This is a genomic window from Novosphingobium sp. PC22D (assembly GCF_002556635.1).
GTDB lineage: Bacteria > Pseudomonadota > Alphaproteobacteria > Sphingomonadales > Sphingomonadaceae > Novosphingobium.
Genome location: NZ_MWMO01000010.1, coordinates 136,232 through 162,963, shown reverse-complemented (window position 1 = coordinate 162,963; position 26,732 = coordinate 136,232). Strand labels below are relative to the sequence as shown.

Here is a 26,732-nt window from a genome sequence, read left to right as displayed (position 1 = left end):
AACCTTGTGATTTCGATTACTTGGACTTCGATAAAACCCACGCTTTCCTGCGGGCTTCAGCGTTCTTCACCGGCGACGAGCTAGAGCGGGGTTGATGTCGATCACATCCGCACTCGATACAGGGTCGTGCGCTGCGAAAGACGCGCGTCATAAGCGCAGTGTCGCACTCGGCAACGCGTTTCGACCGATCCTTCGCGGCTTCTTCCTGGTGGCCGCGGCATACTATGCCGCCATGACGATCGCCCACGTCTTCACTGAAATTGGCCAAGCGCAGATCTGGCTGGTCGCGGCTTCCTCTACGGCTGTATTGGTGGCGCTCATCGGAATTCGCATTCTCGACAAGGCGCGGACACCGCTGGTGATCGACCTGACGGTCCTCGCGATGAACTTCATGGTTCTCGCAAACATAATGATCGCGCTCGAATTCGAATTCGAGCGCTCGAAGCTCGTCTATTTCATCGTCGTGGCCATGATCTTCGCCTTTGCGGGAATCAATTTGCGCCAGACCTTGCCGGCGATTGCCGCGTCCATTGGATGCCTGTTTCTCCAGATCGTGCACCATGCGCCCGAACTGGCGGCGCTTTTCGGGTTCATCGCCTTCGCCAGCTCGGTTTGTGCGACGGCGATCTCGGCCTTCCTTCGCCAGGCCCTCGCCCTCGCGATCGCCGAGCGGGCGGACGCCGAACGGCGGCTCAAGCTCGCCGAACAGATGGCGAGAGCGGCCGAAGCCGAATCCAACTCCGACAGTCTGACGGGTCTTCCCAACCGGCGCGCGTTCATCGACATGCTTCATCGCCGCGAAGCCGCGTCCGAACCCTCGTGGCACTGGCTCGTCCTGCTCGATCTCGACGGGTTCAAGCCGGTCAACGACGGCTACGGCCATCTCGTCGGCGACGAACTTCTGCGCGAGGTCGCCGGGCGCCTGCAGGCGTTCTGCGCCGAGGAAGCCTTCGTCGCACGCATGGGCGGTGACGAGTTCGGTCTCCTCCATCATGCGCCGCTCGACGACAAGACCATGCAGCGCTGGTGCGACGCCGCGCTCGAGGTGTTGTCGAGCCCCTTCGAGATCGAGGGTAACACGATCCGCCTTTCGGCATCGGCGGGCTGCCGGCTGGCCGAAGCCGGCGAGAGCAGCCGCAAATTGCTCGAATGCGCCGATTATGCGCTGCTCCACGCCAAGCAGTACCGGGACTGCGCGCTGATCTTCTCGTCCGAACATGCCGACGCGATCGAGGAGCGGTTTCGCATCGACCAGGCCATGCGCGGAGACGATTTCGAGGCCGAGCTCGATGTCGCCTTCCAGCCGCAGTTCTCGATCTCCAGCGGCGCGATCGTCGGCGCCGAAGTGCTCGCGCGGTGGCAGAGTCCGAAGCTGGGCACGGTTCCGCCCGAACGCTTCGTCGCCATCGCCGAGAGCACGGGGATGGTCTCCAAGATCACCTTGCGCGTGCTCGCCAAGGCGCTGGCGGCGGCGACCGACTGGCCGGGCAATTTCGTGCTCTCGGTCAACCTCTCGCCGCTCGATCTCCGCAGCGACAAGACGACGCAGATGATCATCGACACCATCGAAGCCGCGAACTGGCCGCCCGCGCGCGTCGCCTTCGAAGTGACTGAAAGCGTGATGATCGACGACAAGCAGGCGACGCGCGGCAATCTCGAAAGGCTGGCCCGGGCCGGGTATCACATCGCCCTCGACGATTTCGGCACGGGCTATTCGAACTTCGACTACTTGCGGTCGCTGCCGATCCACAGCCTCAAGCTCGACCGGTCGCTGGTCCGCCGTCCCGACGATCCGGTCACGCGCGAACTCACCCGCGCGATCGTCGGCCTGGCCACCGCGCTGCGGATCGAAACCACCGTCGAAGGGCTGGAGACCGCCGAGCAGTTCGTCTTCGCCCGGAGCATCGGGGCGACGCGGGGCCAGGGCTTCCTGCTGGGCGGAGCGATGCCGGCGGCCGATTTCGAGTCCGAGTTCTTTTCCGACAGCTCGCTGCAGAACAGCTTCGGGTTCCGCTTCGGATAGCATCCGATCGCTCGCGCGGACCTGGCGGTCCGCGCGCTATGCCACCAGCCGCAGGTGATCGCCCGCTTTGCGCGCGGTGAGCGAGATGTTCGACAAGCCCTCGACATGCGCTAGCTGCTCGGCGAAGTCACCGTCGAGCGCGAAGCTGCGGCCCAGCCGCACCCTTTGCATGCGGCCCTCGCCCAGATGCAGCGTCGCGACCACTTCGCCGCAGCCCTTTTCACCCGGCCGCATCAGCAGCGCGAGTTCGCGCACCGCCTCGACCCGGTCGACGTCGAGCGTGAGCAGCATCCGCGCGCCGGCGCGCACTTCGGCGAGCGGTCGCGCGCCGCGCACGGTGACGCGCGGCGGTTCGTCGGGGCTCGGGCTGTCGAGCTCCACGTTGAGGAGCACGCAAGTGCCCTCCTTGGCCCATTTGACGAAGTTCTCGACGAGGCTTTCCTCGAAGCATGAAGCGGAAAACTGGCCCGACTGGTCGGAAAAGTCGGCCATGACGAAATCCTTGCCCTTGCGGGTCTTGCGCTTCTGCACGTTCTCGACGAGCGCTGCCATGACCGCGCCGGAGCGCCCTGCCCCGCCGCCGCTGCCGCCGGCCATCAGGCTGCCATAGGTACGCGCGCCGTTGCCGGTGGCGATCGCACGCCATTGCTCGACCGGGTGCGCGGCGAAGTAGAAGCCGAAGACGTCGCGCTCACGCGCCATCTGCTCCATGCGGTCCCACGGCCTGGCGTCGACCAGCCGCAGGGCCTGCTCTTCGTGATCGTCACCGCCGAACAGGCCATGCTGGTTGCTGGTGCGTTCGCGCGCGGAGCGATCGGCCTCGGCGAGCAGCGTGTCGGCGTTCTCGAGCACCTTGGCGCGATTGGGCTCGAGGCTGTCGAAAGCGCCCGCGGCGGCGAGGCTTTCAAGCTGGCGCCGGTTCATCGAACCGGCGGGCGCGCGGCGGAACACGTCGTCGAGATCGGCGAACCTGCCGTTCGCCTCGCGCTCGGCGACGACCGCTTCCATCGCCTTCTCGCCGACGTTGCGAATGCCTGCGAGCGCGTAGCGAACCGCGTGCCCCTCCGGGGTTTCCTCGACCATGAATTCGGCCTCGGAGCGGTTGATGTCGGGCGCGGCGAGTTCCAGGCCGTTGCGGCGCATGTCGTCGACGAAAACCGCCAGCTTTTCCGACTGATGCATGTCGAAACACATCGAGGCCGCATAGAATTCGTGCGGATAGTGCGCCTTGAGCCATGCCGTGTGATAGGCGAGCAGCGCGTAGGCGGCGGCGTGCGACTTGTTGAAGCCGTATCCGGCGAACTTGTCGATCAAGTCGAACAGTTCGTTCGCCTTTGCCGCGTCGATGTCCGAAACCTCCTTGCAGCCGTCGACGAAGCGCTGGCGCTGCTTGTCCATCTCGGCCTGGACCTTCTTGCCCATCGCGCGGCGCAGGAGGTCGGCGTCGCCGAGCGAATAGCCCGCGAGGATCTGCGCGGCCTGCATCACCTGTTCCTGGTAGACGAAGATGCCGTAAGTCTCGCCGAGGATACCGGCGAGCTTCTCGTGCGGGTATTCGATCGGGGCGAGCCCGTTCTTGCGCTGGCCGAACAGCGGGATGTTGTCCATCGGTCCCGGCCGATAGAGCGAGACCAGCGCGATGATGTCGCCGAAGTTCGTCGGCTTCACCGCCGCGAGCGTGCGCCGCATGCCTTCGGATTCGAGCTGGAAGACGCCGACGGTATCGCCGCGCTTGAGCAGCTCGTAGACCTGCGGATCGTCCCAGGGCAGCGCCGCCAGATCGACCGTGATGCCGCGCCGTTCGAGCAGATCGGTGGCCTTGCGCAGAACGGACAGCGTCTTGAGGCCGAGAAAGTCGAACTTCACCAGCCCCGAATCCTCGACATGCTTCATGTCGAACTGGGTCACCGGCATGTCCGAACGCGGATCGCGGTAGAGCGGCACGAGCTGCGCGAGCGGCCGGTCGCCGATGACCACGCCCGCCGCGTGGGTCGAGGAATTGCGCGGCAGGCCCTCCAGCTGCACCGCGAGATCGACGAGACGCTTCACCTCGTTGTCGTTGTCGTACTCGCGGCGGAAGTCGGCGGCACCGTTCAGCGCGCGATCGAGCGTCCACGGATCGGTCGGGTGGTTGGGCACCATCTTGCACAGCGCATCCACGCGTCCGTAGCCCATCTGCAGGATGCGCCCGCAGTCGCGCAGCACCGCCCGCGCCTTCATCTTGCCGAAGGTTATGATCTGCGCGACGTGATCGTGGCCGTACTTGGCCTGGACGTAGCGGATCACCTCGCCGCGCCGGGTTTCGCAGAAGTCGATGTCGAAGTCCGGCATCGAGACGCGCTCGGGATTGAGGAAGCGTTCGAACAGCAGCCCCAGCGTCAACGGATCGAGGTCGGTGATGGTGAGCGCCCAGGCGACCAGCGAGCCCGCGCCCGAACCGCGTCCCGGCCCCACCGGGATGCCATTGTCCTTGGCCCACTTGATGAAGTCGGCAACGATCAGGAAGTAACCGGGAAAGCCCATCCCGACGATGATCTGCACTTCGAAATCGAGCCGCCTGGCGTAGTCGAGGAACTCGGCGCCCACGCCCAGCGGCGCGAGCCGCGCCGCGTGCGCCGCCTCGCGCTCGGCCTCGGGCAAGGCGAGGACCGCGTCGATTTCCTCGACCGATGCCTCGGGCCAATAGGGCGCGAGCCGGCGGGCAAGCCCCACGCGCGCGTCCTCGGCCAGCATGCGCGCCTCACCCTCGCGGTCGCCGGCGAGGCTGGGCAGCAGCGGCTTGCGCTTGGGCGGCGCGAAAGCGCAACGCTGCGCGACGACGAGCGTGTTCGCGACCGCTTCGGGCAGGTCGGAGAAGAGTTCGGCCATCATCGTCGCGGGCTTGACCCAGCGGTCGGCGACGGAGTGCGGGCGGTCGCTGGCGTCGATCTGCGTCGAATGGGCGATGCACAGCATGGCATCGTGCGCCTTGTGGAAGTGCGGTTCCGCGAATTGCGCGGGGTTCGAGGCGACCAGCGCGATGTCGCGCGCATAGGCGAGTTCGATCAGCGCCTCTTCGCTGGCGTCCTCGATGGCATCGCCGGTCCGCGCGATCTCGATGTAGAGACGGTCCCCGAACAGCCCCTGAAGCCAGTCGCAATAGGCTTCGGCGCGCGTGGCGTCGCCTTCGGCGTAGTGCCGCGCCAGCGCGCCCTCGGCGCCGCCGGTAAGGCAGATCAGGCCCGCGGTGTGGCCTTCCATCGCTTCCCAGGCGACATGCGGGTCGAACTCGACCGGGCGCCCCAGATGCGCCTCGGAAACGAGATGGCACAAGTTGTCCCACCCGGTCTCGTCCTGCGCGAACAGCGCCAGCCAGTCGATCACGGGCTCGCCGGCGGGTCCCGCCTCGGAGCGCGCGACGGCAAGGAAAGTGCCGATGATCGGCTGAATGCCCGAGGACTTCGCTGCGCCCGCAAAGGCGCTGGAGGCATAGAGCCCGTTGCGGTCGCAGATCGCGGCGGCGGGAAAGCCGCGCTCCTTGGCAACCTTGGCGATCGCCTTGGGGTCGATCGCGCCGTCGAGCATGGTGTAACTTGAGAAGATTCGCAGGGGGACGAAGGGGGCGAACGACATGGCCGTGAGGCTACTCCCACGGGTCCCGGCTGATCAAGCGGGGGAGACCCGCAATCTGGGGAAAGCGGACACTGAGCTTGCAACTTGGAACGGAAACGGTTCTATCCCGTGTGGCAGGAGACGAGGAGGGAATTTCCATGGACAATCCGATGACGGAACACGGCAAGTCGCTCGTCGAGCGAGCCAAGGCGATCATTCTGAAGCCCAAGGAAGAATGGCCGGTCATCGCGGCCGAGCCGAGCAGTCAGGCTAGCATCCTCAAGAGCTGGGTCCTGCCGCTGGCCGCGATCGGACCGGTCGCGAGCCTGATCGGCGGGCAGGTGTTCGGCTACGGAGGCTTCGGCTTCAGTTATCGCCCCTCGATCCTCGGCGCCATCACCAGCGCCGTGCTGAGCTACCTGCTCACCATCGTCGGCGTCTTCATCCTCGCGCTCATCGCCGACTGGCTGGCGCCCAAGTTCGACGGCACGAGCAACAAGCTCGCCGCCTTCAAGCTCGTCGCCTACGGCGCGACGGCGAGCTTCCTTGCCGGGATCTTCGGCCTGATCCCTGCGCTGAGCGTGTTCGGCCTGCTGGGCCTCTACAGCATCTACCTGTTCTACACCGGCGCGCCGGTTCTGATGAAGGTGCCCGAAGCCAAGGCAGGCGGCTACGTCGCGGTGACGATGGTCTGCGCAATCGTGCTGTCGCTGATCATCGCCCCGATCGTCGGCTTCGTCACCGCGATGAGCTTCGGCGGCCCCGCCGCGATGTTCGAGGACGAGGACGTGGCGGAATCGAGCGGCACCGTCTCGATCCCCGGCATGGGTTCGATCAACGTCGGTGAAGTCGAGAAGATGAACAAGCGCATGGAGGACGCGGCGAGCGGCAAGACCAAGCCGGTCGCGGTCGACAGCCTCAAGGCGCTTCTGCCCGAATCGCTGGGCGCCTATCAGCGCACCGCGGTGGAAACGATGGGCGCGGGCACCGTCGGCACGTCGGTCGAGGCGACCTACACCGCCGAGGAGCGCAGCTTCGATCTCAAGATCACCGACATGCACGGCCTCGGCGCGCTCGCCAGCATGGGCTCGGCGCTCGGCATCGAGCAGTCGCGCGAGGACGCCGACGGCTACGAGCGCACGCACACGGTCGATGGCGCGATGCAGACCGAGAAGTGGAGCAATTCGAGCTCACGCGGCAAGTTCGGCCGCATCGTCGCCGACCGCTTCCTCGTCGAAGCCGACGGCGATGCGCGCAATATCGACGAACTCAAGGCCGCCGTCGCCTCGATCGATCCTGACAACCTCGAAGACCTGGCAAGCTGAGATCCGGCGCGAGCCGATGCCCCCGGGCGTCGGCTCAGCTTTCGAGCAGCAGATTGAAGTCGCGCATCACGTCGTTCGCGCGCGTCGGCGTGATGATCAACAACTCCTCGTCGGTCACGCCTGTCATGCGCTTGAGCATGCGCGTGATCGAATTGATGTTGGTCTTCGACATGCCGAACACCGTCGCGATCACTTCGGGGTCGTGCGAGAGGCCGTAGTCGACGAGCATTTCCATGTTCTGCGGCTGATAGCCGAAACCCAGGAAGCCGATGCGCTTCGCTCCGGAGACGAGCCCGCGGATCGCCATCAGCGTCTGCTGGTCGCGCATGATCTCGCCGGAAGTGCGGATCTGCGTCATCAGGTTGTGGATGTTCCAGGGCTGCTCGGTGCCCCACTCGACTTCGGCCTGCTCGCCCTTCTGCCACGGCAGGCGCCCGACCGTGCCGTAAGGGTGGATGATCCGCAGCTTCGCCGCCACGATCGCCTGCGCTTCCTTGAGCGACATCCCGAAAGCCATGACCAGCGCATGCGGCAGGAAGTGCTCGATCGAGCGGTCGTAGTTGTAGCTGATTATCGCCAGCTCATCGAGACAGCGTTCCACCCGCGAGCGCGGCACGCCCGAGGTGACGAGCTGGCCGAGCTGGTAAAGCCAGGTCTCGGTCCCCTGGATCGGCAAGTCGCCGACCACGCGCGGGGTCAGCCGCAGGATCGACTTGGCCTCTCCCTGGCAGATGAAGTGAACGATCGCGACCTTGCCGCAGGCAGCGATGAGCTGGTCGTTGTCGTGCTGATCGATGACGCTGTCGATCGAGCGGCCGAGCTTGCTGGCGATGCGCAGACGATTGGCGGCCTTGTGGATCGCCTCCTCGCCCTTGCCGAGACGGTTGGCCATCTTGCCGAGGTAGCCCGCAAGCAACTGGCTGTCGCGGGTCTGCAATTCGGTGCCGAGACGCGAGAAATCGAAACTCTGGCCGACCTTGACGAGCAGTTCGGCATTGCTCGGCATCGCCAGCTCGGTGCTGGCCCCCGCGCCGATGATCAGGGTCGTCTTGGTTCGTATCATGAGTTGTCGCGAACCCGCCCTCTCCCCGTCTCGCAGCCTCCGTTGCTCATCGCACCGATGCTATCGCGCTGACTAAACATACATACCTAATTTTGCGTTAAGGCCTTCCTCTAAGCGCATCGGAAGACGCCGAAATCCGCGCACCGGCCTCATCCGCCGGGGTGATAGAAATCGTAAACCGCCTGCGCCACGCCGGCACTGACGCCGGGCGTGCGCTTGAGATCGTCGAGACTGGCTGCGCGGACCTTGCCCGCGGTTCCGAAATGCAGCAGCAACGCGCGCTTGCGCGCCGGGCCGATCCCCGGAATCTCGTCGAGCGGACTGGCGGTTATGGCGCGGCTGCGCTTTGCCCGATGCGCGCCGATCGCGTAGCGGTGCACTTCGTCGCGCAGCCGCTGGAGGTGGAACAGCACCGGCGAGTTGACCGGCAGCATCTTCTCGCGGCCGTCCGGGAAGTGGAACACCTCGCGCCCCTCACGGCCGTGATGCGGCCCCTTGGCGATGGCGATCAGCGCGACGTCCTCGATACCCAGTTCCTCTAGCGCGTCCTTCACCGCGTTCATCTGGCCCTTGCCGCCGTCGATCAGCACGAGATCGGGCCAGGTGCCGCTCTCGCGCTCGGGGTCTTCCTCCTGCGCGCGGCCGAAGCGGCGGGTCATGACTTCGCGCATCATCGCGAAGTCATCGTCGGTCTGCGCCTGGCGGATGTTGAACTTGCGGTACTGGTTCTTGATGAAGCCCTCGGGCCCCGCCACCACCATCGCGCCGAGCGCCTTGGTGCCCTGGATATGGCTGTTGTCGTAGATCTCGATGCGCTGGGGCGCTTCGGGCAGTTCGAGGAACTCGGCCATCTCGCGCAGGATCCTGGCCTGGGTGCCACGCTCGGCCAGCCGCCGGTCGAGCGCCTCGGCCGCGTTGCGCGTCGCCTGCTCGATCAGCCGCCTCCGGCTGCCGCGCTGCGGCACCGAGATCTCGACCTTGCCGCCCGCGAGTTCGCGGAACGCCTCCGCGAGCAGTTCGCGCTCGGGAAGATCGCGGTCGACCAGGATCGTGCGCGCGGGCGGCACCTCTTCGTAGAACTGCGTGAGGAAGCTTTGCAGCACGTCCTCGTCCGACAAGTCTTCGGTGTGCGTCGGGAAGAACGCGCGGTGGCCCCAGTTCTGGCCGCCCCGGATGAAGAAGGCCTGGACGCCGATCTGGCCGCCCTTGCTTGCGAGCGCGAAAATGTCGGCGTCGGTCAACCCTTCCGCGTTGATCGCCTGACTGCCCTGGATGAAAGTCGCTGCCCGCAGCCGGTCGCGCAGCATCGCCGCGCGCTCGAAGTCGAGCGCCTCGGCGGCCCCGGCCATCTGCTCCTCGATCTTGCGCTGCACCGCGCTCGACTTGCCGCCGAGGAAGTCCTTCGCCTCACGCACCAGTTCGGCGTAGCCCTCCTTGTCGATGCGCCCTACGCAGGGCGCCGAGCAGCGCTTGATCTGGTAGAGCAGGCATGGTCGGTCGCGCCGCGAGAAGAAGCTGTCGGTGCAGCTCCGCAGGAGGAACAGCTTCTGCAGCGCGTTGATCGTGGTGTTGACCGATCCCGCGCTGGCGAAGGGGCCATAGTAGTTCCCCTTCGCCTTGCGCGCGCCGCGGTGCTTCATGATCCGGGGGAACTCATTGTCGGCGCGCAGCAGGATGAACGGGAACGACTTGTCGTCGCGCAGAAGCACGTTGTACGGCGGGCGATAGCGCTTGATGAGCTGCGCCTCGAGCAGCAGCGCCTCGGCTTCCGAGTTGGTGGTGACGATGGTCATCGAGCGGGTCTGCGCGACCATGCGCTGCAACCGTCCGGGCAGCCGCTCGACCTGCGTGTAGTTCGCCACGCGGTTCTTCAGCGCCCGCGCCTTGCCGACATAGAGCACGTCGCCGCGCGAATCCTGCATGCGATAGACACCGGGCCGATGCGGCAGCGTGCGCACCGTGTCGCGGATCACCTCGCAGCCCTTCGCGAGATCGGGCTGGTCGGAGCCGCGCACGGTATAGGTCGCGCGCTCCTCGTTGAAGCGCTCGAGACCACGAGGGTGTTCAGGCGTGCCGGCGGGCGTTCGTGACATTCCAGCCAGATAGGCGAAGACCGGGGCTTTTGGGAGCCCCGGCGCCGGCCTTGTTCAGAACAACTTGCGAATGTCGATGCCCACGACCCGGCCTCGCGGATCGCGGTAGGCGCGCTGGTAGGCCAGCGGCGTGAAGCCGGATTCGTCGGTCACCTTCTGGCGCGAGTCGAGGATGTTATCGACGGTAAACGAGACGCGCGTCCCCTTGAGCCAGGGGGCTTTCTCGATCAGGCTGGTCTGCTGGTCGAGATTGACGAAGGCCCGAAGATCGATGGTGAAGGTGCTGCCGAAACGCAGGTCGGACGTACCCGGCGCGCCGTTCGCCTTGACGGTGGCGGGCGCGGACCAGGTGCCGTTCATGCGCAAGCCGTAGCCGTCCTTGAACAGGCCCCCCTCGATCTCGATCTGGTGGCGCGGCACGCCCCCGGCGCTCAGCGCGTCACCCGCAAGCTGGTCGAGCACCGGGCCACCCGAGGCGATCGTCACCTCGTCCGAGAACTTCCAGGTGTGATAGACAGACAGGTTCCAGCGGCCTCCCGGCGGACCGCCCCGGCCGAACGGCATGGGTGGGCCGCCGCCCCCGCCCTCGCTGCCGCCGGAAGCCGAACGCCCCCCCTCACCCGGCGGGCCGCCCCGCTGCGGATCGCCGCGCGGAGGGCCACCCTCGTTGCTGCAGATCCGCTCGCGCGCGGCGTTCAGCCTTGCCGGATCGACCTTGCCGTCGGCGCCGAGCAGCCGCTCGCGCATCCGCTCGGGCAGAGCGTCCGGATCGGGGGTGCCGTCCTCGCACAGCGTGGTGCGCATCTGCTGGAATCGCTCGGGGTCGAAGCGCCGCGGCGGCTCCGCCCCCTCGGCCGAACAGATGCGCTCGCGCATGCGCTTCAGCCGCTCCTGATCTATTTCGCCGTCCGCGCCGCGCAAGCGCTGCTGCACGTCCTCGGGATAGGTCGAGGGATCGGGCACGGGCCCGCCTTCCGGACCGCAGAACTGGATGCGGAACGCGGCCCAGCGCGCGGGATCGAGCGCGGGACGTGTCGTCGCCTCGCCACCTTCGGGCGTTGTTGTCTGGGCAGGCGCTGGCGGCGCCGATCGGTCGCGCGCGAAGCCGCCCTGAAAGCCGCCCCCGCCGCGCCTGTCGCCGCCGGGGCCCGAAGCGTCTCCCTCGCTGCCGAGCTTGCCGGAGATGTTGAAGCCCCAGCGCATGCTCGAACTCTCGATCTTGTCGAAGGTCACGGCGCGCCGGTCGATGGCGACGAGGTTACCCGCCGCATCGCGCGTCACCCGACCGGGAAAGGCAGCCTCGACCGCAGGCGTGAGCAGCGGGAACGCCTGCGTCACGTCGGTCGAGCGATTGCGGAAATACTCGACGATCAGGTTGGAGCGATCGAGGAACGGCAGTTCCCAGTTGGCCGACAGCTTGATGTCGCGACGCTTCTCGGACACGAGATCGGGGTTGCCACCGCTCGTCGTGGTGATCAGCACATTCTCGCCGCGCGAGAAATCATAGACCGGGACGTTGAGCGTCACGACCTCGGGCGCGCCGAGCTGCGAAAGCGAGGGCGCCGCCTCTTCGGCGATGTAGCTCGCCTGAAGGCTCAGCCTCTCGGTCGGGCGCCAGGTCAGACCACTGCTCCAGTTGGTCAGGGTTCCGAAGTCGGAAAGACGGTTGAGGCCCCCGCTGAAGTTGAGCGAGACATCGCCCACCGCGTCGAGGAAGCCTTCGCGCCGGCTCGTGACCGGCAGCGACAGGTTCACACCGGTCGAGAAATCGCTGCGGTCGAGAATGGTCGCGCCAAAGTCGTTGCGCGTGTCGGTGTTGCGGCTGCGGTCGTAGTCGAACCCGGCCTTGACCGTCAGCGCCGCCTCGCCGCCCGGCAGCCGGAACGGCCGTCCGACCAGCGTGGCGAGCGAGCCCACCGAGATATCTTTCGTACGCGCCGTATCGAATCCGGGATCGGCGCCGCTGTCATCGCCGGCGTCCGAGCGGCGGTCGACCTCGGTCGTCGATTCGGTGTAGCCGCCGTTCGCGGTCGCGGTGAACTGCCAGCCTCCCAGCGCCTTGTTGAGAGCAAGGCCCGCCTCGAACGCGTCGCTCGCGGTGCGACGTTCGAGCGGATCGAACAGCACCGGATCGAGACCCGAAAGCGAGCGGGTGTCGTTACGGGTATAGGCGGCATTGGCGGTGATCGAACCGCCCAGCCCGCCATCGCCGATGCCGCGCGTCAAGGTGCCGTTGAGCGTGATCTCGCGATCGGCGGCGACGAGGCTGCGGTAGTCGGCCGGATCAGGCTCACCGGGCGCTGCGGGGTTTTCCTGGACGATGTTGCGCTCGGCCTCGGTCAGCAGCGAGGTTTCGACGATCTTGGTTTCGAGGTTGATACGGCTCGGCCCGGCGATCTTGAACAGACCGGCCTCCAGCTCGTAGTTGTCGGTGCCGCCGCGCGTCGGCACGTTGTACTCCCCAGCCGCCTGCTCGCTCGAGAAATTGTCCTTGAGGATGAAATTCACCACCCGCAGGTCGGGCGCGTAACCGAATTGGAGTGCGACCTCCTCGGGCAGGATCTCGAGCCGCTTGATCGCCTCGGGCGGGATCGAGCGCATTTCGCGAAAGCTCGAAATGCGCTGGCCGTTCAGCAGGATCACCGGTCGGCCCGAACCGCGGCCCCTGCCGCTGCCAGTTTGCGCGCTGAGCGAATCGAGCAGTTCGGCGATCGACGAGGCCCCGTAGGAGGCGATTTCCTCTTCGTCGAGCGTCAGGATCGGCGGCTGCGCCGTGATCACCTGCCCGCGAAAGCTTTCGGCGATGACGACGATATCGTCCGGATACTCATCCAGATCGTCCGGCATGGCCTCTTCGTCCGGCGTGGCGTCCTCGACCGGAGCCGGAACGGCGGCTTCCTGTGCGAGTACGGCGGTGGGAGAGACGCCAAGCAGCAGTGACACGAGATAGAGGCGACGCAATTGATTACTCCGGACCAGTGGTCACCCTTTCCCTTGCCGCGCCTTTGCCTCGTGGTGATCGAAGCCGCAAGGATCGGTCGGGTAACATTTTGTCGCGCGAGCCTGTCGGGGCGATGAACCGCGAAGCACTTCCATTTTTCCACAGTCGTGGCTATGTCGCGCCGCGATGACACATTTGAGCACTGGAAACTGATCGCCGATGGCGAAGGAAGAACTCCTCGAAATGCGTGGGAAAGTGGTCGAGCTGCTTCCCAATGCCATGTTCCGCGTCGAACTGGAAAACGGCCACGAAATTCTTGGCCACACGGCAGGCAAGATGCGCAAGAACCGCATCCGCGTGCTGGTCGGCGACGAAGTCCTCGTCGAGCTGACACCCTATGATCTCACCAAGGGCCGCATCACCTATCGCTTCATGCCCGGCCGGGGCGGACCCGGCTCGTACTGAGACCTTGGAGCAGGACGGTCCAGCAAGCGGTGACCGTTCCGATGCGCCGCGCCTCGTGCTGGCTTCGGCGAGCCCGCGCCGCCGCGATCTGATCGCGCGCCTCGGCATCGCGCCGGACGCGATCGTCCCCGCGCATATCGACGAAACACCCGCCGCGAACGAGCTTCCGCGCGCCTATGCCCGGCGCATGGCGCGCGAGAAGGCCGCAGCCGTGGCTGACCGCGATGCCTTCGTGCTGGCCGGCGATACCGTGGTTTGCGCCGGACGCCGCATCCTGCCCAAGACAGAGGATGAGGCGAGCGCGCGCGCCTGCCTCGAACTGCTGTCGGGCCGGCGCCACAAGGTCCTGTCCGCGATCGCCCTGCGCGCGCCCGACGGCGGCCAGCGCGAGCGGCTGTCTGAAACGGCGGTGCGCTTCAAGCGGCTCTCGCGCGAGGAAATCGACGCCTACATCGCGGGCGGCGAGTGGGAGGGCAAGGCGGGCGGCTACGCGATCCAGGGCAGCGCCGAGGGCCTTATCGCCTGGATTCAGGGGAGCCATTCGGGCGTGGTCGGCCTTCCCCTGTTCGAGACGCGCGCGCTGCTCAAATCGGCGGGCTTCGCGATTGGCTGAGTGGCTCGTCGAGCGCGGCATCGGCGAGGATCGGGCGATCCGCCTCGATGGCGCGGAGGTGATCGCCGCCAGACTCGAATGCCACGGCGGCCACAAGGCGGGCGCGGTGGCCGAGGCTCGCCTCGTCTCGCGTCGAGCGGGCAGCAGGCGCGGCACCCTCCGCTTCTCGGACGGGACACAGGCGCTCGTTTCCGGTCTCGACGCCCGCGCGAGCGAGGGCGCGGACCTGCGTGTTGTCATCACGCGCGAAGCGATCGCAGAGGAGGGACGGTTCAAGCTCGCCCAGTGCCGTCCGACCGATCGGCCCATCGCTCCCGCGCCGAGCCTGTTCGAGCGGCTGGCGGCGAACGGCGATGCCGCGCGGGCCGTCAATGCCTTTCCGGCGGGCGCCTGGGAAGACATCCTGTCCGACGCGTTCCATGGTGAAATCGCGTTCGCGGGCGGATCACTGCTCGTCTGCGCCACGCCGGCGATGACGCTGATCGACGTCGACGGGGCCGCACCGCCGCGCGAGCTTGCTCGTGCAAGCGCGGCCGCGGCGGCGCGGGCGATCGCCCGGCTCGATCTGTCGGGCGCGATCGGCATCGACTTCCCCTCGCTCGAAAGGCGCGAGGATCGCCGCGCCGTCGACGAGGCGCTTGCGCGGGCTTTGCGCGACTGGCCGCATCAGGCGACGGCCATGAACGGATTCGGCTTCGTGCAACTGGTGGCCCGCCTCGAGCGCGCCTCGATCCTGCACCTCGTGGCACTCGACCGCCCAGCCTCCGCGGCGCGCGCGCTGTTGCGGCAGGCCGAGCGCGTCGCCGATCCGGGCCGCCTGCTGCTCACCGCGCATCCCGCCGTGCACGCGGCGGTGACGGCGGACTGGGAAGCCGAATTGTCGCGCCGGACGGGCCGCGAAATCCTCTGGCAGACAGATCCGGCCCTTGCGATCGAGAGCGGCTTCGCGCAGGCATCGCCAGCATGACTCGCAGCGAACGCAAATGCCCGATCTGCCGCAAGCCCGTGGTCGCGGAACACAGTCCGTTCTGCTCCTCGCGCTGCCGCGACCGTGATCTGCTCAAGTGGCTGGACGACGGTTACGCCCTGCCCGGTCCGCCCGCGCCGCCCGATATCGCTTCCGACGAGTGATTGGGGGTTGCAATGCAACGGCACCTTCGCCATAGGCGCTGCTCCGCCGCTCGCCGGTCCTGAAAGGACCGCCGCCGCAGCGATGCCCGGGTAGCTCAGTTGGTAGAGCACATGACTGAAAATCATGGTGTCGGTGGTTCGATTCCGCCCCCGGGCACCATCGTCCTTCCGGCGATGGGGCAGTGCGCCGCCACTAGGCTCTAGCTCTCCAGATACGCGCCCCACCCCGTCTTCGACGTGCCGGATTTTTCCGCCGGCCGGGCATTGGTTCGATCGTCCCGCGCTGTTATGGGGCCGCATGCTGACGATCGACGGTATCACGATCCGCCTGGGCGGCCGCCCCATCCTGGAGGGAGCGAGCGCCTCCATCCCGCATGGCGCGCGCGTCGGCCTGATCGGCCGCAACGGCGCGGGCAAGTCGACGCTGATGAAGGCGATCATCGGCGAGATCGAGCCCGACGACGGCGCGATCACCCGTCCCTCGCGCTCGCGGCTCGGCTATATCGCGCAGGAAGCGCCGAGCGGATCGGTCACACCCGAGGAAGTGGTGCTCGCTGCCGATGTCGAGCGTGCGCAATTGCTCGAGGAAGCCGAGCACTGCACCGATCCGCACCGGCTGGGCGACGTCCACGAGCGCCTGCTGGCGATCGACGCCTACAGCGCCCCGGCGCGCGCCGCGAAGATCCTGAGCGGGCTCGGCTTCGACGAAGAGATGCAGCGCCGTCCGCTCGACAGCTATTCGGGCGGCTGGAAGATGCGCGTGGCGCTGGGCGCGCTGCTGTTTTCCGAGCCCGACGTGCTGCTGCTCGACGAGCCGTCGAACCACCTCGACCTCGAAGCCACGCTCTGGCTCGAGAACTTCCTCAGGACCTACCCCGCGACACTGCTGGTGATCAGCCATGAGCGCGACCTGCTCAACAAGGTGGTCGATCACATCCTCCACCTGCAACGCGGCAAGCTGACGATCTATCCCGGCGGTTACGACGCCTTCGAGAAGCAGAAGGCCGAGCGCGACGCGCAGCAAGCGGCGGCCAAGGCGGCGCAGGACGCGCAGCGCGCCCGGCTGCAGGACTACGTCGCGCGCAACAGCGCCCGCGCCTCGACCGCCAAGCAGGCGCAGTCGCGCGCCAAGATGCTCGCCAAGATGCAGCCGATCGCCGCGCTGATCGAAGACCCCTCGCTGACCTTCGACTTCCCCTCGCCCGCCGAACTGCGCTCGCCTATGATCTCGGTCGATGGCGCGGCGGTGGCCTATGGCGATGCGCCCCCGGTGCTCAAGCGGCTGAACCTGCGGATCGACGCCGACGATCGCATCGCGCTGCTCGGCCGCAACGGCAACGGCAAGACCACATTCGCGCGGCTGCTCGCCTCGCAGCTCGCTCCGGTCGAGGGTCGCGTCCATGCTTCAGGCAAGATGAAGGTCGGCTACTTCACGCAGTACCAGGTCGAGGAACTGGCGAGCGAGGCCACCCCGCTCGAACTGATGACGCGCGCCATGGACGGCAAGACGCCCGCAGCGGTGCGCGCGCAGCTCGGCCGCTTCGGGTTTTCAGGACCGCGCGCGACGACGAAGGTCGAGTTGCTGTCCGGAGGGGAGCGCGCGCGGCTCGCGCTGGCGCTGATCACCCGCGACGCGCCGCACCTGCTGATCCTCGACGAGCCGACCAACCACCTCGACGTCGATGCCCGCGAGGCGCTGGTCCAGTCGCTCAACGACTATTCGGGCGCGGTGATCCTGATCAGCCACGACCGGCACATGGTCGAGTTGACCGCCGACCGCCTCGTGCTGGTCGATGGCGGTACCGCGAAGGAATACGCGGGAAGCATGGACGACTACATCGACTTCGTCCTCGGCCGGAACCAGCCCAAGAAGGATGCCAAGCCCGACAAGCCCAGGCCCGCCGCGAGCGGGTCCGGCAACACGCGCGGCAAGCTGCGCTACGTCCAGTCCGAACTCGCCCGTGTCGAAAAGGCCATGGCCAAACTGCAGAGCCGCTGCGACGAGATCGACCGCGCCATGTGCGAGACGGCTGCGACGGGAGAGTCGGCCCCTTCAGGCCTGCCGATGGACGACATGCTTTCGCAACGCGCGAAGATCGCCGCCGATCTCGAGCAGGCCGAAGCCGAATGGCTGACGCTCGGCGAAAAGCTCGAGGCGTTGCAGGCCGACTGACAGCGGCCGCAATCGCCTCAGGCGAAGCGCGGGATCACGTGCGGCAGATCGACGGTGGTGCGAATGCCCGGCGGGGCCGCGCAAACGACGGGTATCGCGTTGACCGGGCGATGCGCGGTGAGCCCGGGGGTGAAGGCGGCGTAGTCCTCCTCCGGCACCGGGAAGTGGATGTCGACGAGCAGTGGCGTGTCGCCTTCGGTGCGCACGCGCCAGCCCGAATCGCGCAGGTCCCAGCTTTCATCCTCGATCTCGGTGGTGACGTACCAGTTCGCCCTGAAGCGCAGCACCGGCTTGCCGCCGCGGATTCCGGTGATCGTGGTGCGCATCGCGCCGACCGTGCCGGCCTCGATCGTCCCGGCGGCAATCTCGAAGGTCTTCTTCGCCGCCGAGAGTTCCCCCTTCGCCTCTATGGCATCGAGCTTGAGGCCGACCGCTTCCGCGATCTGCGAGAGAGTCGCGCCGAAATCCCCCTTCAGGTGCTCGGCGCGGCGCTGGTCGAACGGTGCCATCGGCTGACCGAAGCCCATGATGTGGAACAGCATTTCGGGCGAATTGCGGCTCGAACAGTCGGCGAATTCGTCGATCGTGAGCAATTCGTGGCTGCGCGCGAGCGAGAGCAGCGGGATGGTGAGTGCTTCAGTGATGAAGCCCGGACTCGACCCCGTCGAATAGACCGAGGCCCTGCCCTTGGCACAGGCCGCCTCGACCCGCGCGCGGACGTCGGGCGGCAACATCGCCGGATAGTGGAAGTCGCCGCGCGTGGTGACGATGTTCTTGCCCGATTCGAGGATCGCGCAGACTTCGTCCCAGTCCGTGCCCTGGCGCATGTAGAGAACGCAGTCGGCCTCCATCGCGATGAGATCGGAGACCGAGTTAGTCGCCGTCACGCCGACCGGATCGAGGCCGCAAAGATCGCCGGCATCCTTGCCGACCTTGGTGTCGGAACTCACCCAAAGCCCGACGAGTTCGAGATCGGGATGCTCGATCACGCGCCGCAGCGCGCGGCTGCCGACATTGCCGGTCGCCCACTGAATCACGCGATAGGTCCTGGCCTGCGCCATCGTCGCTCCTCTCCCGCAGCACGGAACGCCGGGTACGGTTGACCGTCCCGGCGTCCTCGCGGCTGCTATGACCGACAGGCGAACCTCGCGGCAATTCCCATCCGGGAACGCCGGCCGCTTCGTTCAGAAACGGAAACCGGCCTCGATGCCGTAGGTCACTGGCTGGCTCCAGTTCGCGCCGATGCCGAAGTTGGAATACTGCACCTGCGTGAGATAGCGGCTGTTGGTGACGTTGTCCCCCCAGACCGCGACGTAGTAGCGGTCTTCCGGCGCCGACCATTGCGCACGCAGCGAAAGCGTCTCGTAGCCCCCCTGCTTGAACTGGATGCCCGACGGCCCGAAGAAGAAGCTCGACGAGTAGGCCAGATTGCCCGAAAGCGCCAGCTCGCCGCCGGCCAGATCGGTCTCGTAGTTCGCGCCGATGAAGCCCGTGAATTCGGGCGTGCGCTGCATCGTCACGTCGTCGAGATTCTGGCCGAGGACCAGGAAGGTCACGCCGTTCGCGGCGCAGCCCGCCGCGGCCTCTTCGCCCAGCTCCGAGCAGCGCGCGTAGATCGGCGCGTTCTCGAAATCCTTGTAGCGAGCGTGCACCCACGAAGCGCCGCTCGAGATCTGGAATGCAGGCGTGACGCGGTAGCGCAGCGATCCCTCGAGACCGTAGATTTCCGACTGCGCCGCGTTGACGATGCGCGCCGTCCCTGCCTCGTAGATCGAGACCTGCAGGTCCTGATAGTCGTAGTAGAACGCCGCGCCTTCGAGCGAGAGGCCGTAGGCTTCGTATTTCGCGCCGACTTCGAAGGCGTCGATCGTCTCGGGCTTGACCCGGGTGCAGACGTAGGGCGGATTCTGGCACGAACCGCCGACGTCGATGATCGCCGCCTTGTAGCCCTTGGTGTACGACGCGTAGATGCTGGCGCGGTCATCCGGCTTGTAGCGGATCACGAAACGCGGCGTGACGCGGTTGTCCTTGGCGAAATCGACAGCCTCGGGATCGCAGTCCCGGATGTAGACGGTACCGCCGGTCGCGTCGCAGGTCGATCCATCGGGAAGCACGATCGGATCCGAGCTCAGCAAGCGGGTGTTGTAATAGGCATCGTCGATCTGGTCGCGCGCATAGCGCAGGCCGCCGGTGACGAAGAGCTTCGGCGTGATCTCGTAGGTGGCGTCGATGAAGGCGGCGTAGCTGCGCACGGTCGTGCTCGATCCGCCGAGGCGAGTCCGCCTCGTCGGATCAGTGTCGATGAACGTGATATATTGGTCGGTGTTCTCGAAATAGAACAGCCCCGCGGTCCATTGCAGCGGCGTGCCGGGCTTGGAGGTCAGCAGGAATTCCTGGCTCCAGGTCTCGTTGTTGTTGGGCAGGCCGAGCTGGAAGATGTCCGCGCCCGAGTAATCGAGCTCGAGCGAGGAATCGACTTTCTCGTTGCGGTACTGCGAGTACGACGTCAGGTCGGCGAAGCCGAGATCGGCATTGATCGTAAGCTGGACGACATCGCTGTTCGATTGGAAGAATTCGGGTTGCGAGCCGGTGGCGACCTCGTTCTTCTTGGTCGTGTAGGGACCAGCGAAACCGCCGAACGGCGCGCCCAGACCGATCTCGTCGTCCACGTAGGACGTCACGAGCAAGGGCGAAGGGTCATCGACGTCGCCGTGCTTGTAGCGCAGGAGCACATCGACGTTCTCCGACAGCTCCGCCTTGAGCCCCAGCCGCACGGACCAGTTCTCGTAGTCGCCCAGACGCTTGCCGGTCACGGCCTCGTGCTGCCAGCCGTCGCCCCGACGATACTGGCCCTCCACCGAGATGCCGACGTAGTCCGAGACCACGAAGTTGCCGAAGCTTTCGGCACGCATCTCGTTGTAGCGGCCGTAGGACACGCGGCCCTCGACGTAAGTCTCGACAGTATCGGGCTCGCGCGTCTGCACCAGGATGGCGCCGCCGGTGGTGTTGCGACCGAACAGCGTGCCCTGCGGGCCCTTGAGCACCTGGATGCTCTCGACGCTGATCAGATCGAAATCGGCGGCGAGCGGGTTGGGCGAATAGAAGCCGTCGATGTAGATGCCGACGTTACCGCCGCCGCCCGAGGTCGCGACCGCCGTGCCAATGCCGCGAATGGTGGGCTGGAAGAAGCCACCGGCGAAATCGAACCGCAATGCCGGCGTCACCTTGCCGATGTCTGCGAGCTGCTGGACGTTGGCGGTATCGAGCGCTTGTGAACTCAGGCTCGTGATCGTGATCGGCACGTCGACCTGCGCTTCGGCGCGGCGCTGCGCCGTGACGACGATCGCTTCGTCATCAACCGCGGCCCCATTGTCCTGGGCGAATGCCGAGCCCGGCGCCAGCGATATCAATCCGACCGCACCGCAAACGAACGATGTGCTGCGAAGCAATGCTCCGTTCATGGAATCCTCCTCCCTTGTTGCGAAGCTCTTTACCCATTGCCGCACCTTTTTCTAAGGGTCTTTGTACGGGTGGCAAAAATTTTTTGTCGCAATCCGCCTTATATCGGCAAGATATCGGCAAGGGGCTTGCGTCGCAGGCAACCAGCGCCGGCAGCCGTGCCTGCGCTTACGGTGCGATGTAGTTGATCGTTTCCTGATGCGGGTCCGGGGTCTCGGCCTTCCACCGCACTGATCCGAACGGCCGCTCCAGCCGCCGCCGGATGCCGCGCTCGAAGCCCTCGGGATTGAAGGCATCGGCGCGACGCTGGACGTCGAGGTCCTCCTGGCTGTAGCGCTCGCGCATCCTAAGATAGTCGCCCCAGGTCGGACAGTAATAGCGCTCGGTCCAGCGCGCGGGATCGGCGATATCGCGCGCCAGGGTCCAGTCGAAGCCGCCCAGCCGCTTGCGCGAGCGCTGCAGTTCCATCATCACCGAATAGAATTCGCGCGCCTGCTCGGGATCGACATAGTAGTCGAGCTCCACCACCACCGGCCCAGAGCGCGGCGTGAGATCGAGCGCGACTTCGGGATCGCGGCCAAGCCCGATCGGCGAGTTGTCCAGCTCCTTCTCGCGCGAGATGGGCAGAACGAGGCCGAGCAGTATCAGCGCCGCCGAAACGCAGCCCGACGCGACGAACGCTTCGGTCACGCCATAGCTTCCGGCGAATTCGCCCCAGAGCCAGGCGCCGATGCCGATCCCGGCGGTGAGCGCCGAGGAAAACAGCGAGAGCGCGCGGGCCGTCACCCAGCGCGGCGCCGAAAGCTGGACGCTCACGTTGAGCAACGCGATCGTCATGATGTTGCACGCGCCGATCACGAAGAAGGCGGCGCAGGTCATCGGCAGCGAGCGGCTGAGACCGATCGCCACGAGCGCGACCCCGACACCCAGCGCGCTGCAGCGGATCGCGGTCTCCGCCCCGATGTGTTCGCGCACATTGCTCACGAACAGCGCGCCGATCACGGCGCCCACGCCCTGCGCGCCGAGCAGGATACCGAAGACGGCGGCATCGCCAAGCAGCAGGTCCTTGGCCACGAGCGGCGCCAGGCCGGTGGCCGTCGCCGTCGCGAGGCCGAAGCACAATGCGCGCACCAATGCCGTGCGGATCGCCGCGGAATGCAGCGCGTAGCGGCCGCCGCCGATGATCGCCCGGTCGATCCGCTCGGGCGGCAGGCGCGACGGGACGTGCTCGCGCCGCCACGAGAGAAACGCCAGGAACAGCGGCGCGTAGAGCACCGAGGTCAGCGCGAAGACCGCCTTCGCGCCCGCCGCGAGCACGATCAGGCCGCCCAGCGCCGGGCCGAAGCTGCGTGCCACGTTATAGCTGATCGTGCCCAGCGCGACCGCGGCGGGCAGGTTCGGCCGCGAGACCTGCTCTGGGATCGAGGCCTGCCAAGACGGCGAGAACAGGGCGACACCGCTGCCGATGAGCACGCAGGACGCAAGCAGGACCCAGGGCGTGGTCATTCCCAGAAACGCCAGCGTCGCGAGCATGGCGGCGGCCAGCGAAGAGAAGCCGAGCCCCGTCATCGCGATCTTCCGGCGGTCGAACATGTCGGCGACGGCGCCCGCGGGCAGCGTCACGACCATCAGCGGAAGCATCATCGCGGTCTGGACCAGCGCGACCATCGTCGGGGAGTCCGTCAGCCGGGTCATTTCCCATTGCGCACCGATGCCGAGGAAGAGCTGGCTGAAGTTCGACAATACGCTCGCCGTCCAGATGCGGCGAAACACGGGTTCGCGCAGCGGCGCGAAGGCCCCGCCCGCGGTCTCGGTCGCCTCGACATCGGTTCCGGCCATGACCGAATGCATACTCCCAGCAAGCTGGCTTGATTTTCAAGCCGTTCAGCACCGCCATTGTCGCAAGCGTCCCGGCCGTCAAGCGCACCGTTGGCCGCCTGGCGGCTTGCGCGCCGCTGCTCGGCGCGGGTCCAGATGCTAACCTATGAAAGCAATCGCCAAGGCGATGCCGCCCGCATTGCAATTGCCGGGTCCGGCCAGCATGCACTCTCGAAAGTCAGCCGGCGCGTCCGGCGGTTGGAGGAGATCTGAAGTGTCCGAAGCCTATATCATCGATGCCGTTCGCACGCCGCGGGGAATCGGCAAGATGGGCAAGGGAGCGCTGTCGCAGATGCACCCGGAGCACCTCGCCGCGACCGTCCTCGCCGCGCTCAAGGAGCGCAACAACCTGGAAACGGCCGACGTCGACGACGTGATCTGGGGAACTTCGGGCACGATCGGCCTGCAAGGCGGCGACATCGGCCGGATGGCCGCGCTCGATGCCGGCTACGACGTCAAGGCGAGCGGCGTCAGCCTCAACCGCTTCTGCGGCAGCGGCCTCACCGCCACCAATCTCGCCGCGGCGCAGATCATGTCGGGCATGGAAGACCTGGTGATCGCGGGCGGATCGGAACAGCTTTCCTACGTCAACGCGTTCGGCGCCAAGCTCTACGAAGCCGGGCTTTCCTCGGGCGGCATGGGCGTGGGCAACCCGCGCCTCCAGGCCAAGCATCCGCAGACCAACCAGGGCGTCGCCGCCGACGCGATCGCGGCGATGGAAGGGATCAGCCGCGAAGAGCTCGAGGATCTGGGTGTCGAAAGCCAGCGGCGCGCGGCGGTCGCGATGAAGGAAGGCCGGTTCGACAAGTCGACGATCACGGTCAAGGACGACGACGGCAACGTGATCCTCGACCACGAGGAATATCCCCGTCCGGAAACGACCAAGGAAGGGCTCGCGCAACTCAAGCCCGCTTTCGAGATGTTCCACGACATGCCTTCGCAGAAGGGCGGCAAGACCTACAAGGAACTGGTCAAGCAGAAGTATCCCGACCTCGAGTTCAAGCCCGTCCACCATGTCGGCATATCCTCGGGTGTTGTCGACGGTGCGGCGGCGATCCTGCTCGCTTCGAAGGAATACGCCGAGCGCAAGGGCCTCAAGCCGCGCGCCCGGATCGTGGCGATGGCCAACATGGGGGACGATCCCACGCTGATGCTCAACGCCCCGGTGCCCGCGGCGAAGAAAGTGCTTGAAAAGGCAGGCCTGAGCAAGGACGACATTGACGTCTGGGAAATCAACGAGGCCTTCGCCGTCGTCGTGGAGAAATTCATTCGCGACCTTGATCTTGATCGCGCAAAGGTCAATCCGAACGGAGGGTCGATCGCGCTGGGCCATCCGATCGGCGCGACCGGCGCCATCCTGATCGGTACGGCGCTCGACGAACTCGAACGCATCGAGGGCCGTTACGCGCTTATCACGATGTGCGCAGCAGGCGGCATGGCTCCTGCCATCATCATCGAAAGGGTCTGATGCACGAGATACCCGACAAGACCGCGAGGCCGGGTTCAGGCAATCCGATCAAGGACAGGCTCGACGATGAACTGTCCGATCCGGATTTTGACATCAAGCGCAAGATCGGACTGCATTTCACGATCATCGCGCGGCTGATGCGCAATCATTTCGATCGCCTGGTGTCGGTCCACAACATCACGCGTTCGCAATGGTCGATGATCGCCGTGGTCTCGCGCCATCCGGGCTCGACGCAAAGAACGATCGCCGAAGCGCTCGAAATGTCGGAAGCGTCGGCCGGACGACTGATCGATCGGCTCTGCGCGGACGGCTTGCTTGAGCGGCGCGAGCGGATCGACGACCGACGCGCGCGCGCCGTCTACCCGACCGAGGCGGCGCGTCCCCTGCTCGACAAGCTCGCCCTGATCGCGAACGAGGCCGAACAGCGCATGTTCAAGGGCTTCGAGGACGAAGAACTGGCCCAGCTTCGCGGGTATCTCGACCGGGTCTATCATAACGTCAGCGGCGCCTGAGCAATCGGCGCGGCGTCCCGTCATCGCCCGCGCCCGTATCGCGCACGAAAAAGGGCGGCCCCGCGCGGGGCCGCCCTGTTCGTTTCGCTCGCGCGATCCGCTTAGCGGGCGCTGGCGACTTCCTTCTTGGTGAGCGAGGTCATGACCTTGCCCTCGGCTTCCGAAACGGTCGAAACCGGAACGGTGATCAGGCGACCGCTCATGATGACCTGCGGATCACCCGATTCGGTGACGCGGTAGATCGGCGCGATGCGGTAGCCGGCCGAGCTGTAGAGCATCTGGCCAGCCTTGAGTTCGACCGGAGCAGCCGCTTCTTCGGTGACTTCGCGAACCGACTGGGTCGTTTCGGCGAACGCCGGAGCCGAGACGGCGATGGTGGCGACAGCGGCGAGAGCAACAAACTTCTTCATGATTTCAAACTCCGTGATCAAAAATTGGGGGGAGGAATTCTTGATTTGCTAAACTAGGTTAGGAGTTGTATTCGAGAAAGTCAATTGCAAATGCTGCAAGTGCGTCTACGATTTCGGCAATACCCCGGCAAACCTAGGTTTTTCGGGCATTTTTTATGTTCGCACTTGCGGAAGATAGTCACGGTGGCTCATTTGGATGCGAATCACGCGTGCGATGATCGTCGGCGCGATTGCCTGCGCGGTTGATCGCAATCGCGAAAATCCTCAGACCGAAAGCCAGAGCAATACACAAGCAGAGACGTCGGTTTTGGCCGCTTCTCCGCCTAACTAGGGACAGGCTGTCTATGTCGACCAAGGTCATGCAGGGCGTGCGCGTACTCGAAGTTGCGCAGTTCACATTCACCCCTGCCGCGGGCGCGGTGCTCGCGGACTGGGGCGCCGACGTCATCAAGATCGAACATCCGGTGCGCGGCGACACCCAGCGCGGCTTTCTCAACATGGGCGGCGTCAAGCTCGATCCGCTGCGGCACACGCTGATCGAGCATCCCAACCGCGGCAAGCGCAGCGTCGGCATCGACACGTCGACGGCCGAGGGCCAGGAACTGCTCTACGAACTCGCCAAGCAGTGCGACGTGTTCCTGACGAATTTCCTTCCGCAGGTCCGCCAGAAGAACAAGTTCGACATCGAGCACATCCGCGCCGCCAATCCCGATATCATCTACGTGCGCGGCAGCGCCTGGGGCAACAAGGGTCCCGAACGCGAAAAGGGCGGCTTCGACGGCACCGCGTTCTGGTCTCGCAGCGGCATCGCCGACTGCATGACGCCCCCCGAACTGCCCGGCCCGCTCTCGCAAGGCATGCCCGCGTTCGGCGATTCGATCGGCGGCATGTTCATAGCGGGCGCGATCTCGGCCGCGCTCTATCACCGCGAGAAGACCGGCGAGGCCACCGAAGTCGACGTCTCGCTGATGAGCGCCGCCGCCTGGGCCTCGGGCGCCAACATCGCGCAGGCGCTCGAGACCGGGATCATCACCAAGAACTCGATGCCGACCTCGGGCGGCGCGGGCGTGAACCCCTTCATGGGCAACTTCTGGACCTCGGACGGGCGCACCATCAATCTGTGCATGGTCAGCCCGACGGGCCTGATCGAGGACACCTTCGAGCACGTCGGCCGGCCCGAAGCCGCCAAGGACCCGCGCTTCAAGGACGTGATGAGCCTGATCGAGAACGCCAAGGCGGCAAGCGACATCCTGGTCGAGGCCTTTGCCTCCAAGCCCTTCGAATACTGGCGCGAGCACCTCAAGACGCTGAAGGGCCAGTGGGCCCCGATCCTCAACCTGATCGAACTCGCCAACGACGAGCAGGCCATCGCCAACGACACGATCATCGAAGTCGACGCGGCGGACGGCGGCAAGCCGATCAAGCTGGTGCGCAATCCGGTCCAGTGGAACGGCGAGCCCACCGAGACGACCCGCGCGCCCCAGGCTTCCGAGCACACCGAAGTCGTGCTCATGGAAATGGGTGTCGACTGGGACCGGATCGAAGCGCTCAAGGCCAAGGGCGCGATCGCCTGAGACGAGATCGCAA

Annotated in this window: 18 protein-coding genes and 1 tRNA gene; 11 read left to right on the top strand and 8 right to left on the bottom strand. The window is 66.2% G+C overall.

What is annotated here, in order from left to right:
• The first annotated feature begins 94 nt into the window (after positions 1 to 94).
• Positions 95 to 2,023: an EAL domain-containing protein gene (locus tag B2G71_RS15525; protein ID WP_098107376.1), complete on the top strand. Its 1,929-nt coding sequence runs from the start codon at positions 95 to 97 to the stop codon at positions 2,021 to 2,023.
• Between the two features lie 36 nt (positions 2,024 to 2,059).
• Here B2G71_RS15525 and dnaE read toward each other — a convergent pair whose 3' ends face one another.
• Positions 2,060 to 5,635, bottom strand: coding sequence for a DNA polymerase III subunit alpha (gene dnaE / locus B2G71_RS15520; protein ID WP_098107375.1), 3,576 nt, complete (start codon positions 5,633 to 5,635; stop codon positions 2,060 to 2,062).
• Positions 5,636 to 5,772: 137 nt separating this feature from the next.
• Here dnaE and B2G71_RS15515 point away from each other — a divergent pair, with 137 nt between their 5' ends.
• Complete coding sequence (locus tag B2G71_RS15515; RefSeq protein ID WP_098107373.1) at positions 5,773 to 6,939, top strand: Yip1 family protein; 1,167 nt, start codon at positions 5,773 to 5,775, stop codon at positions 6,937 to 6,939.
• Positions 6,940 to 6,973: 34 nt separating this feature from the next.
• On the opposite strand, the gene B2G71_RS15510 is transcribed toward B2G71_RS15515, so the two are convergent.
• From B2G71_RS15510 to B2G71_RS15500, 3 genes are all read right to left on the bottom strand, one after another.
• A complete protein-coding gene (locus B2G71_RS15510) occupies positions 6,974 to 8,002 on the bottom strand; it encodes a hypothetical protein (protein ID WP_098107372.1) in 1,029 nt (342 codons plus the stop codon).
• Positions 8,003 to 8,151: 149 nt separating this feature from the next.
• Positions 8,152 to 10,095 (bottom strand): excinuclease ABC subunit UvrC, encoded by a 1,944-nt coding sequence (gene uvrC / locus B2G71_RS15505; protein ID WP_098107370.1) that lies wholly within the window; start codon positions 10,093 to 10,095, stop codon positions 8,152 to 8,154.
• A gap of 54 nt (positions 10,096 to 10,149) precedes the next feature.
• On the bottom strand, positions 10,150 to 13,056 hold the full coding sequence (locus tag B2G71_RS15500) for a TonB-dependent receptor (RefSeq protein WP_240530179.1): 2,907 nt from the start codon (positions 13,054 to 13,056) through the stop codon (positions 10,150 to 10,152).
• A gap of 199 nt (positions 13,057 to 13,255) precedes the next feature.
• On the opposite strand from B2G71_RS15500, the gene infA reads away from it, so the two are divergent.
• The 6 genes from infA (at position 13,256) to B2G71_RS15470 (ending at position 17,418) form a co-directional block, all read left to right on the top strand.
• Positions 13,256 to 13,501: a translation initiation factor IF-1 gene (gene infA / locus B2G71_RS15495; RefSeq protein WP_058735963.1), complete on the top strand. Its 246-nt coding sequence runs from the start codon at positions 13,256 to 13,258 to the stop codon at positions 13,499 to 13,501.
• Between the two features lie 4 nt (positions 13,502 to 13,505).
• On the top strand, positions 13,506 to 14,114 hold the full coding sequence (locus B2G71_RS15490; protein WP_240530178.1) for a Maf family nucleotide pyrophosphatase: 609 nt from the start codon (positions 13,506 to 13,508) through the stop codon (positions 14,112 to 14,114).
• A complete protein-coding gene (locus tag B2G71_RS15485; protein WP_098107366.1) occupies positions 14,107 to 15,081 on the top strand; it encodes a ribonuclease E/G in 975 nt (324 codons plus the stop codon). Before B2G71_RS15490 ends, B2G71_RS15485 begins: the two co-directional genes overlap by 8 nt.
• Complete coding sequence (yacG, locus tag B2G71_RS15480) at positions 15,078 to 15,245, top strand: DNA gyrase inhibitor YacG (RefSeq protein ID WP_098107364.1); 168 nt, start codon at positions 15,078 to 15,080, stop codon at positions 15,243 to 15,245. The genes B2G71_RS15485 and yacG overlap by 4 nt, the downstream gene beginning before the upstream one ends.
• Positions 15,246 to 15,329: 84 nt before the next feature.
• A tRNA-Phe gene (locus tag B2G71_RS15475) sits at positions 15,330 to 15,405 on the top strand.
• Positions 15,406 to 15,543: 138 nt separating this feature from the next.
• Positions 15,544 to 17,418 carry an ABC-F family ATP-binding cassette domain-containing protein gene (locus B2G71_RS15470; RefSeq protein WP_098107362.1) on the top strand — a complete coding sequence of 625 codons (1,875 nt, stop codon included), beginning with the start codon at positions 15,544 to 15,546 and terminating at the stop codon, positions 17,416 to 17,418.
• Between the two features lie 17 nt (positions 17,419 to 17,435).
• Here the strand turns inward: B2G71_RS15470 and B2G71_RS15465 are convergent, their stop codons facing one another.
• The 3 genes from B2G71_RS15465 to B2G71_RS15455 form a co-directional block, all read right to left on the bottom strand.
• Positions 17,436 to 18,479, bottom strand: coding sequence for a dihydrodipicolinate reductase (locus B2G71_RS15465; RefSeq protein WP_098107360.1), 1,044 nt, complete (start codon positions 18,477 to 18,479; stop codon positions 17,436 to 17,438).
• A 123-nt stretch (positions 18,480 to 18,602) separates the two neighbouring features.
• Complete coding sequence (locus B2G71_RS15460) at positions 18,603 to 20,879, bottom strand: TonB-dependent receptor (RefSeq protein WP_098107358.1); 2,277 nt, start codon at positions 20,877 to 20,879, stop codon at positions 18,603 to 18,605.
• Positions 20,880 to 21,045: 166 nt separating this feature from the next.
• Positions 21,046 to 22,716 carry an MFS transporter gene (locus B2G71_RS15455; protein ID WP_098107412.1) on the bottom strand — a complete coding sequence of 557 codons (1,671 nt, stop codon included), beginning with the start codon at positions 22,714 to 22,716 and terminating at the stop codon, positions 21,046 to 21,048.
• 253 nt (positions 22,717 to 22,969) lie between these two features.
• Between B2G71_RS15455 and B2G71_RS15450 the strand changes: the two genes are divergently transcribed.
• Positions 22,970 to 24,223, top strand: a complete 1,254-nt coding sequence (locus tag B2G71_RS15450; RefSeq protein ID WP_098107356.1) for an acetyl-CoA C-acetyltransferase — start codon at positions 22,970 to 22,972, stop codon at positions 24,221 to 24,223.
• A complete protein-coding gene (locus B2G71_RS15445) occupies positions 24,223 to 24,735 on the top strand; it encodes a MarR family transcriptional regulator (protein WP_098107354.1) in 513 nt (170 codons plus the stop codon). Before B2G71_RS15450 ends, B2G71_RS15445 begins: the two co-directional genes overlap by 1 nt.
• A 101-nt stretch (positions 24,736 to 24,836) precedes the next feature.
• Here the strand turns inward: B2G71_RS15445 and B2G71_RS15440 are convergent, their stop codons facing one another.
• Positions 24,837 to 25,145 (bottom strand): hypothetical protein, encoded by a 309-nt coding sequence (locus tag B2G71_RS15440; RefSeq protein WP_098107411.1) that lies wholly within the window; start codon positions 25,143 to 25,145, stop codon positions 24,837 to 24,839.
• A 344-nt stretch (positions 25,146 to 25,489) separates the two neighbouring features.
• Between B2G71_RS15440 and B2G71_RS15435 the strand changes: the two genes are divergently transcribed.
• A complete protein-coding gene (locus tag B2G71_RS15435; RefSeq protein ID WP_240530177.1) occupies positions 25,490 to 26,719 on the top strand; it encodes a CoA transferase in 1,230 nt (409 codons plus the stop codon).
• Positions 26,720 to 26,732 lie beyond the last annotated feature (13 nt).

What these genes read in the sequence shown, in the direction of transcription:
- B2G71_RS15525 (WP_098107376.1), top strand. Translation starts at nt 95, where the DNA reads ATGTCGATCACATCCGCACTCGATACAGGGTCGTGCGCTGCGAAAGAC.
- dnaE (WP_098107375.1), bottom strand. Translation starts at nt 5,635, where the DNA reads ATGTCGTTCGCCCCCTTCGTCCCCCTGCGAATCTTCTCAAGTTACACC.
- B2G71_RS15515 (WP_098107373.1), top strand. Translation starts at nt 5,773, where the DNA reads ATGGACAATCCGATGACGGAACACGGCAAGTCGCTCGTCGAGCGAGCC.
- B2G71_RS15510 (WP_098107372.1), bottom strand. Translation starts at nt 8,002, where the DNA reads ATGATACGAACCAAGACGACCCTGATCATCGGCGCGGGGGCCAGCACC.
- uvrC (WP_098107370.1), bottom strand. Translation starts at nt 10,095, where the DNA reads ATGTCACGAACGCCCGCCGGCACGCCTGAACACCCTCGTGGTCTCGAG.
- infA (WP_058735963.1), top strand. Translation starts at nt 13,256, where the DNA reads ATGGCGAAGGAAGAACTCCTCGAAATGCGTGGGAAAGTGGTCGAGCTG.
- yacG (WP_098107364.1), top strand. Translation starts at nt 15,078, where the DNA reads ATGACTCGCAGCGAACGCAAATGCCCGATCTGCCGCAAGCCCGTGGTC.
- B2G71_RS15470 (WP_098107362.1), top strand. Translation starts at nt 15,544, where the DNA reads ATGCTGACGATCGACGGTATCACGATCCGCCTGGGCGGCCGCCCCATC.
- B2G71_RS15465 (WP_098107360.1), bottom strand. Translation starts at nt 18,479, where the DNA reads ATGGCGCAGGCCAGGACCTATCGCGTGATTCAGTGGGCGACCGGCAAT.
- B2G71_RS15460 (WP_098107358.1), bottom strand. Translation starts at nt 20,879, where the DNA reads ATGAACGGAGCATTGCTTCGCAGCACATCGTTCGTTTGCGGTGCGGTC.
- B2G71_RS15455 (WP_098107412.1), bottom strand. Translation starts at nt 22,716, where the DNA reads ATGGCCGGAACCGATGTCGAGGCGACCGAGACCGCGGGCGGGGCCTTC.
- B2G71_RS15445 (WP_098107354.1), top strand. Translation starts at nt 24,223, where the DNA reads ATGCACGAGATACCCGACAAGACCGCGAGGCCGGGTTCAGGCAATCCG.
- B2G71_RS15440 (WP_098107411.1), bottom strand. Translation starts at nt 25,145, where the DNA reads ATGAAGAAGTTTGTTGCTCTCGCCGCTGTCGCCACCATCGCCGTCTCG.
- B2G71_RS15435 (WP_240530177.1), top strand. Translation starts at nt 25,490, where the DNA reads ATGTCGACCAAGGTCATGCAGGGCGTGCGCGTACTCGAAGTTGCGCAG.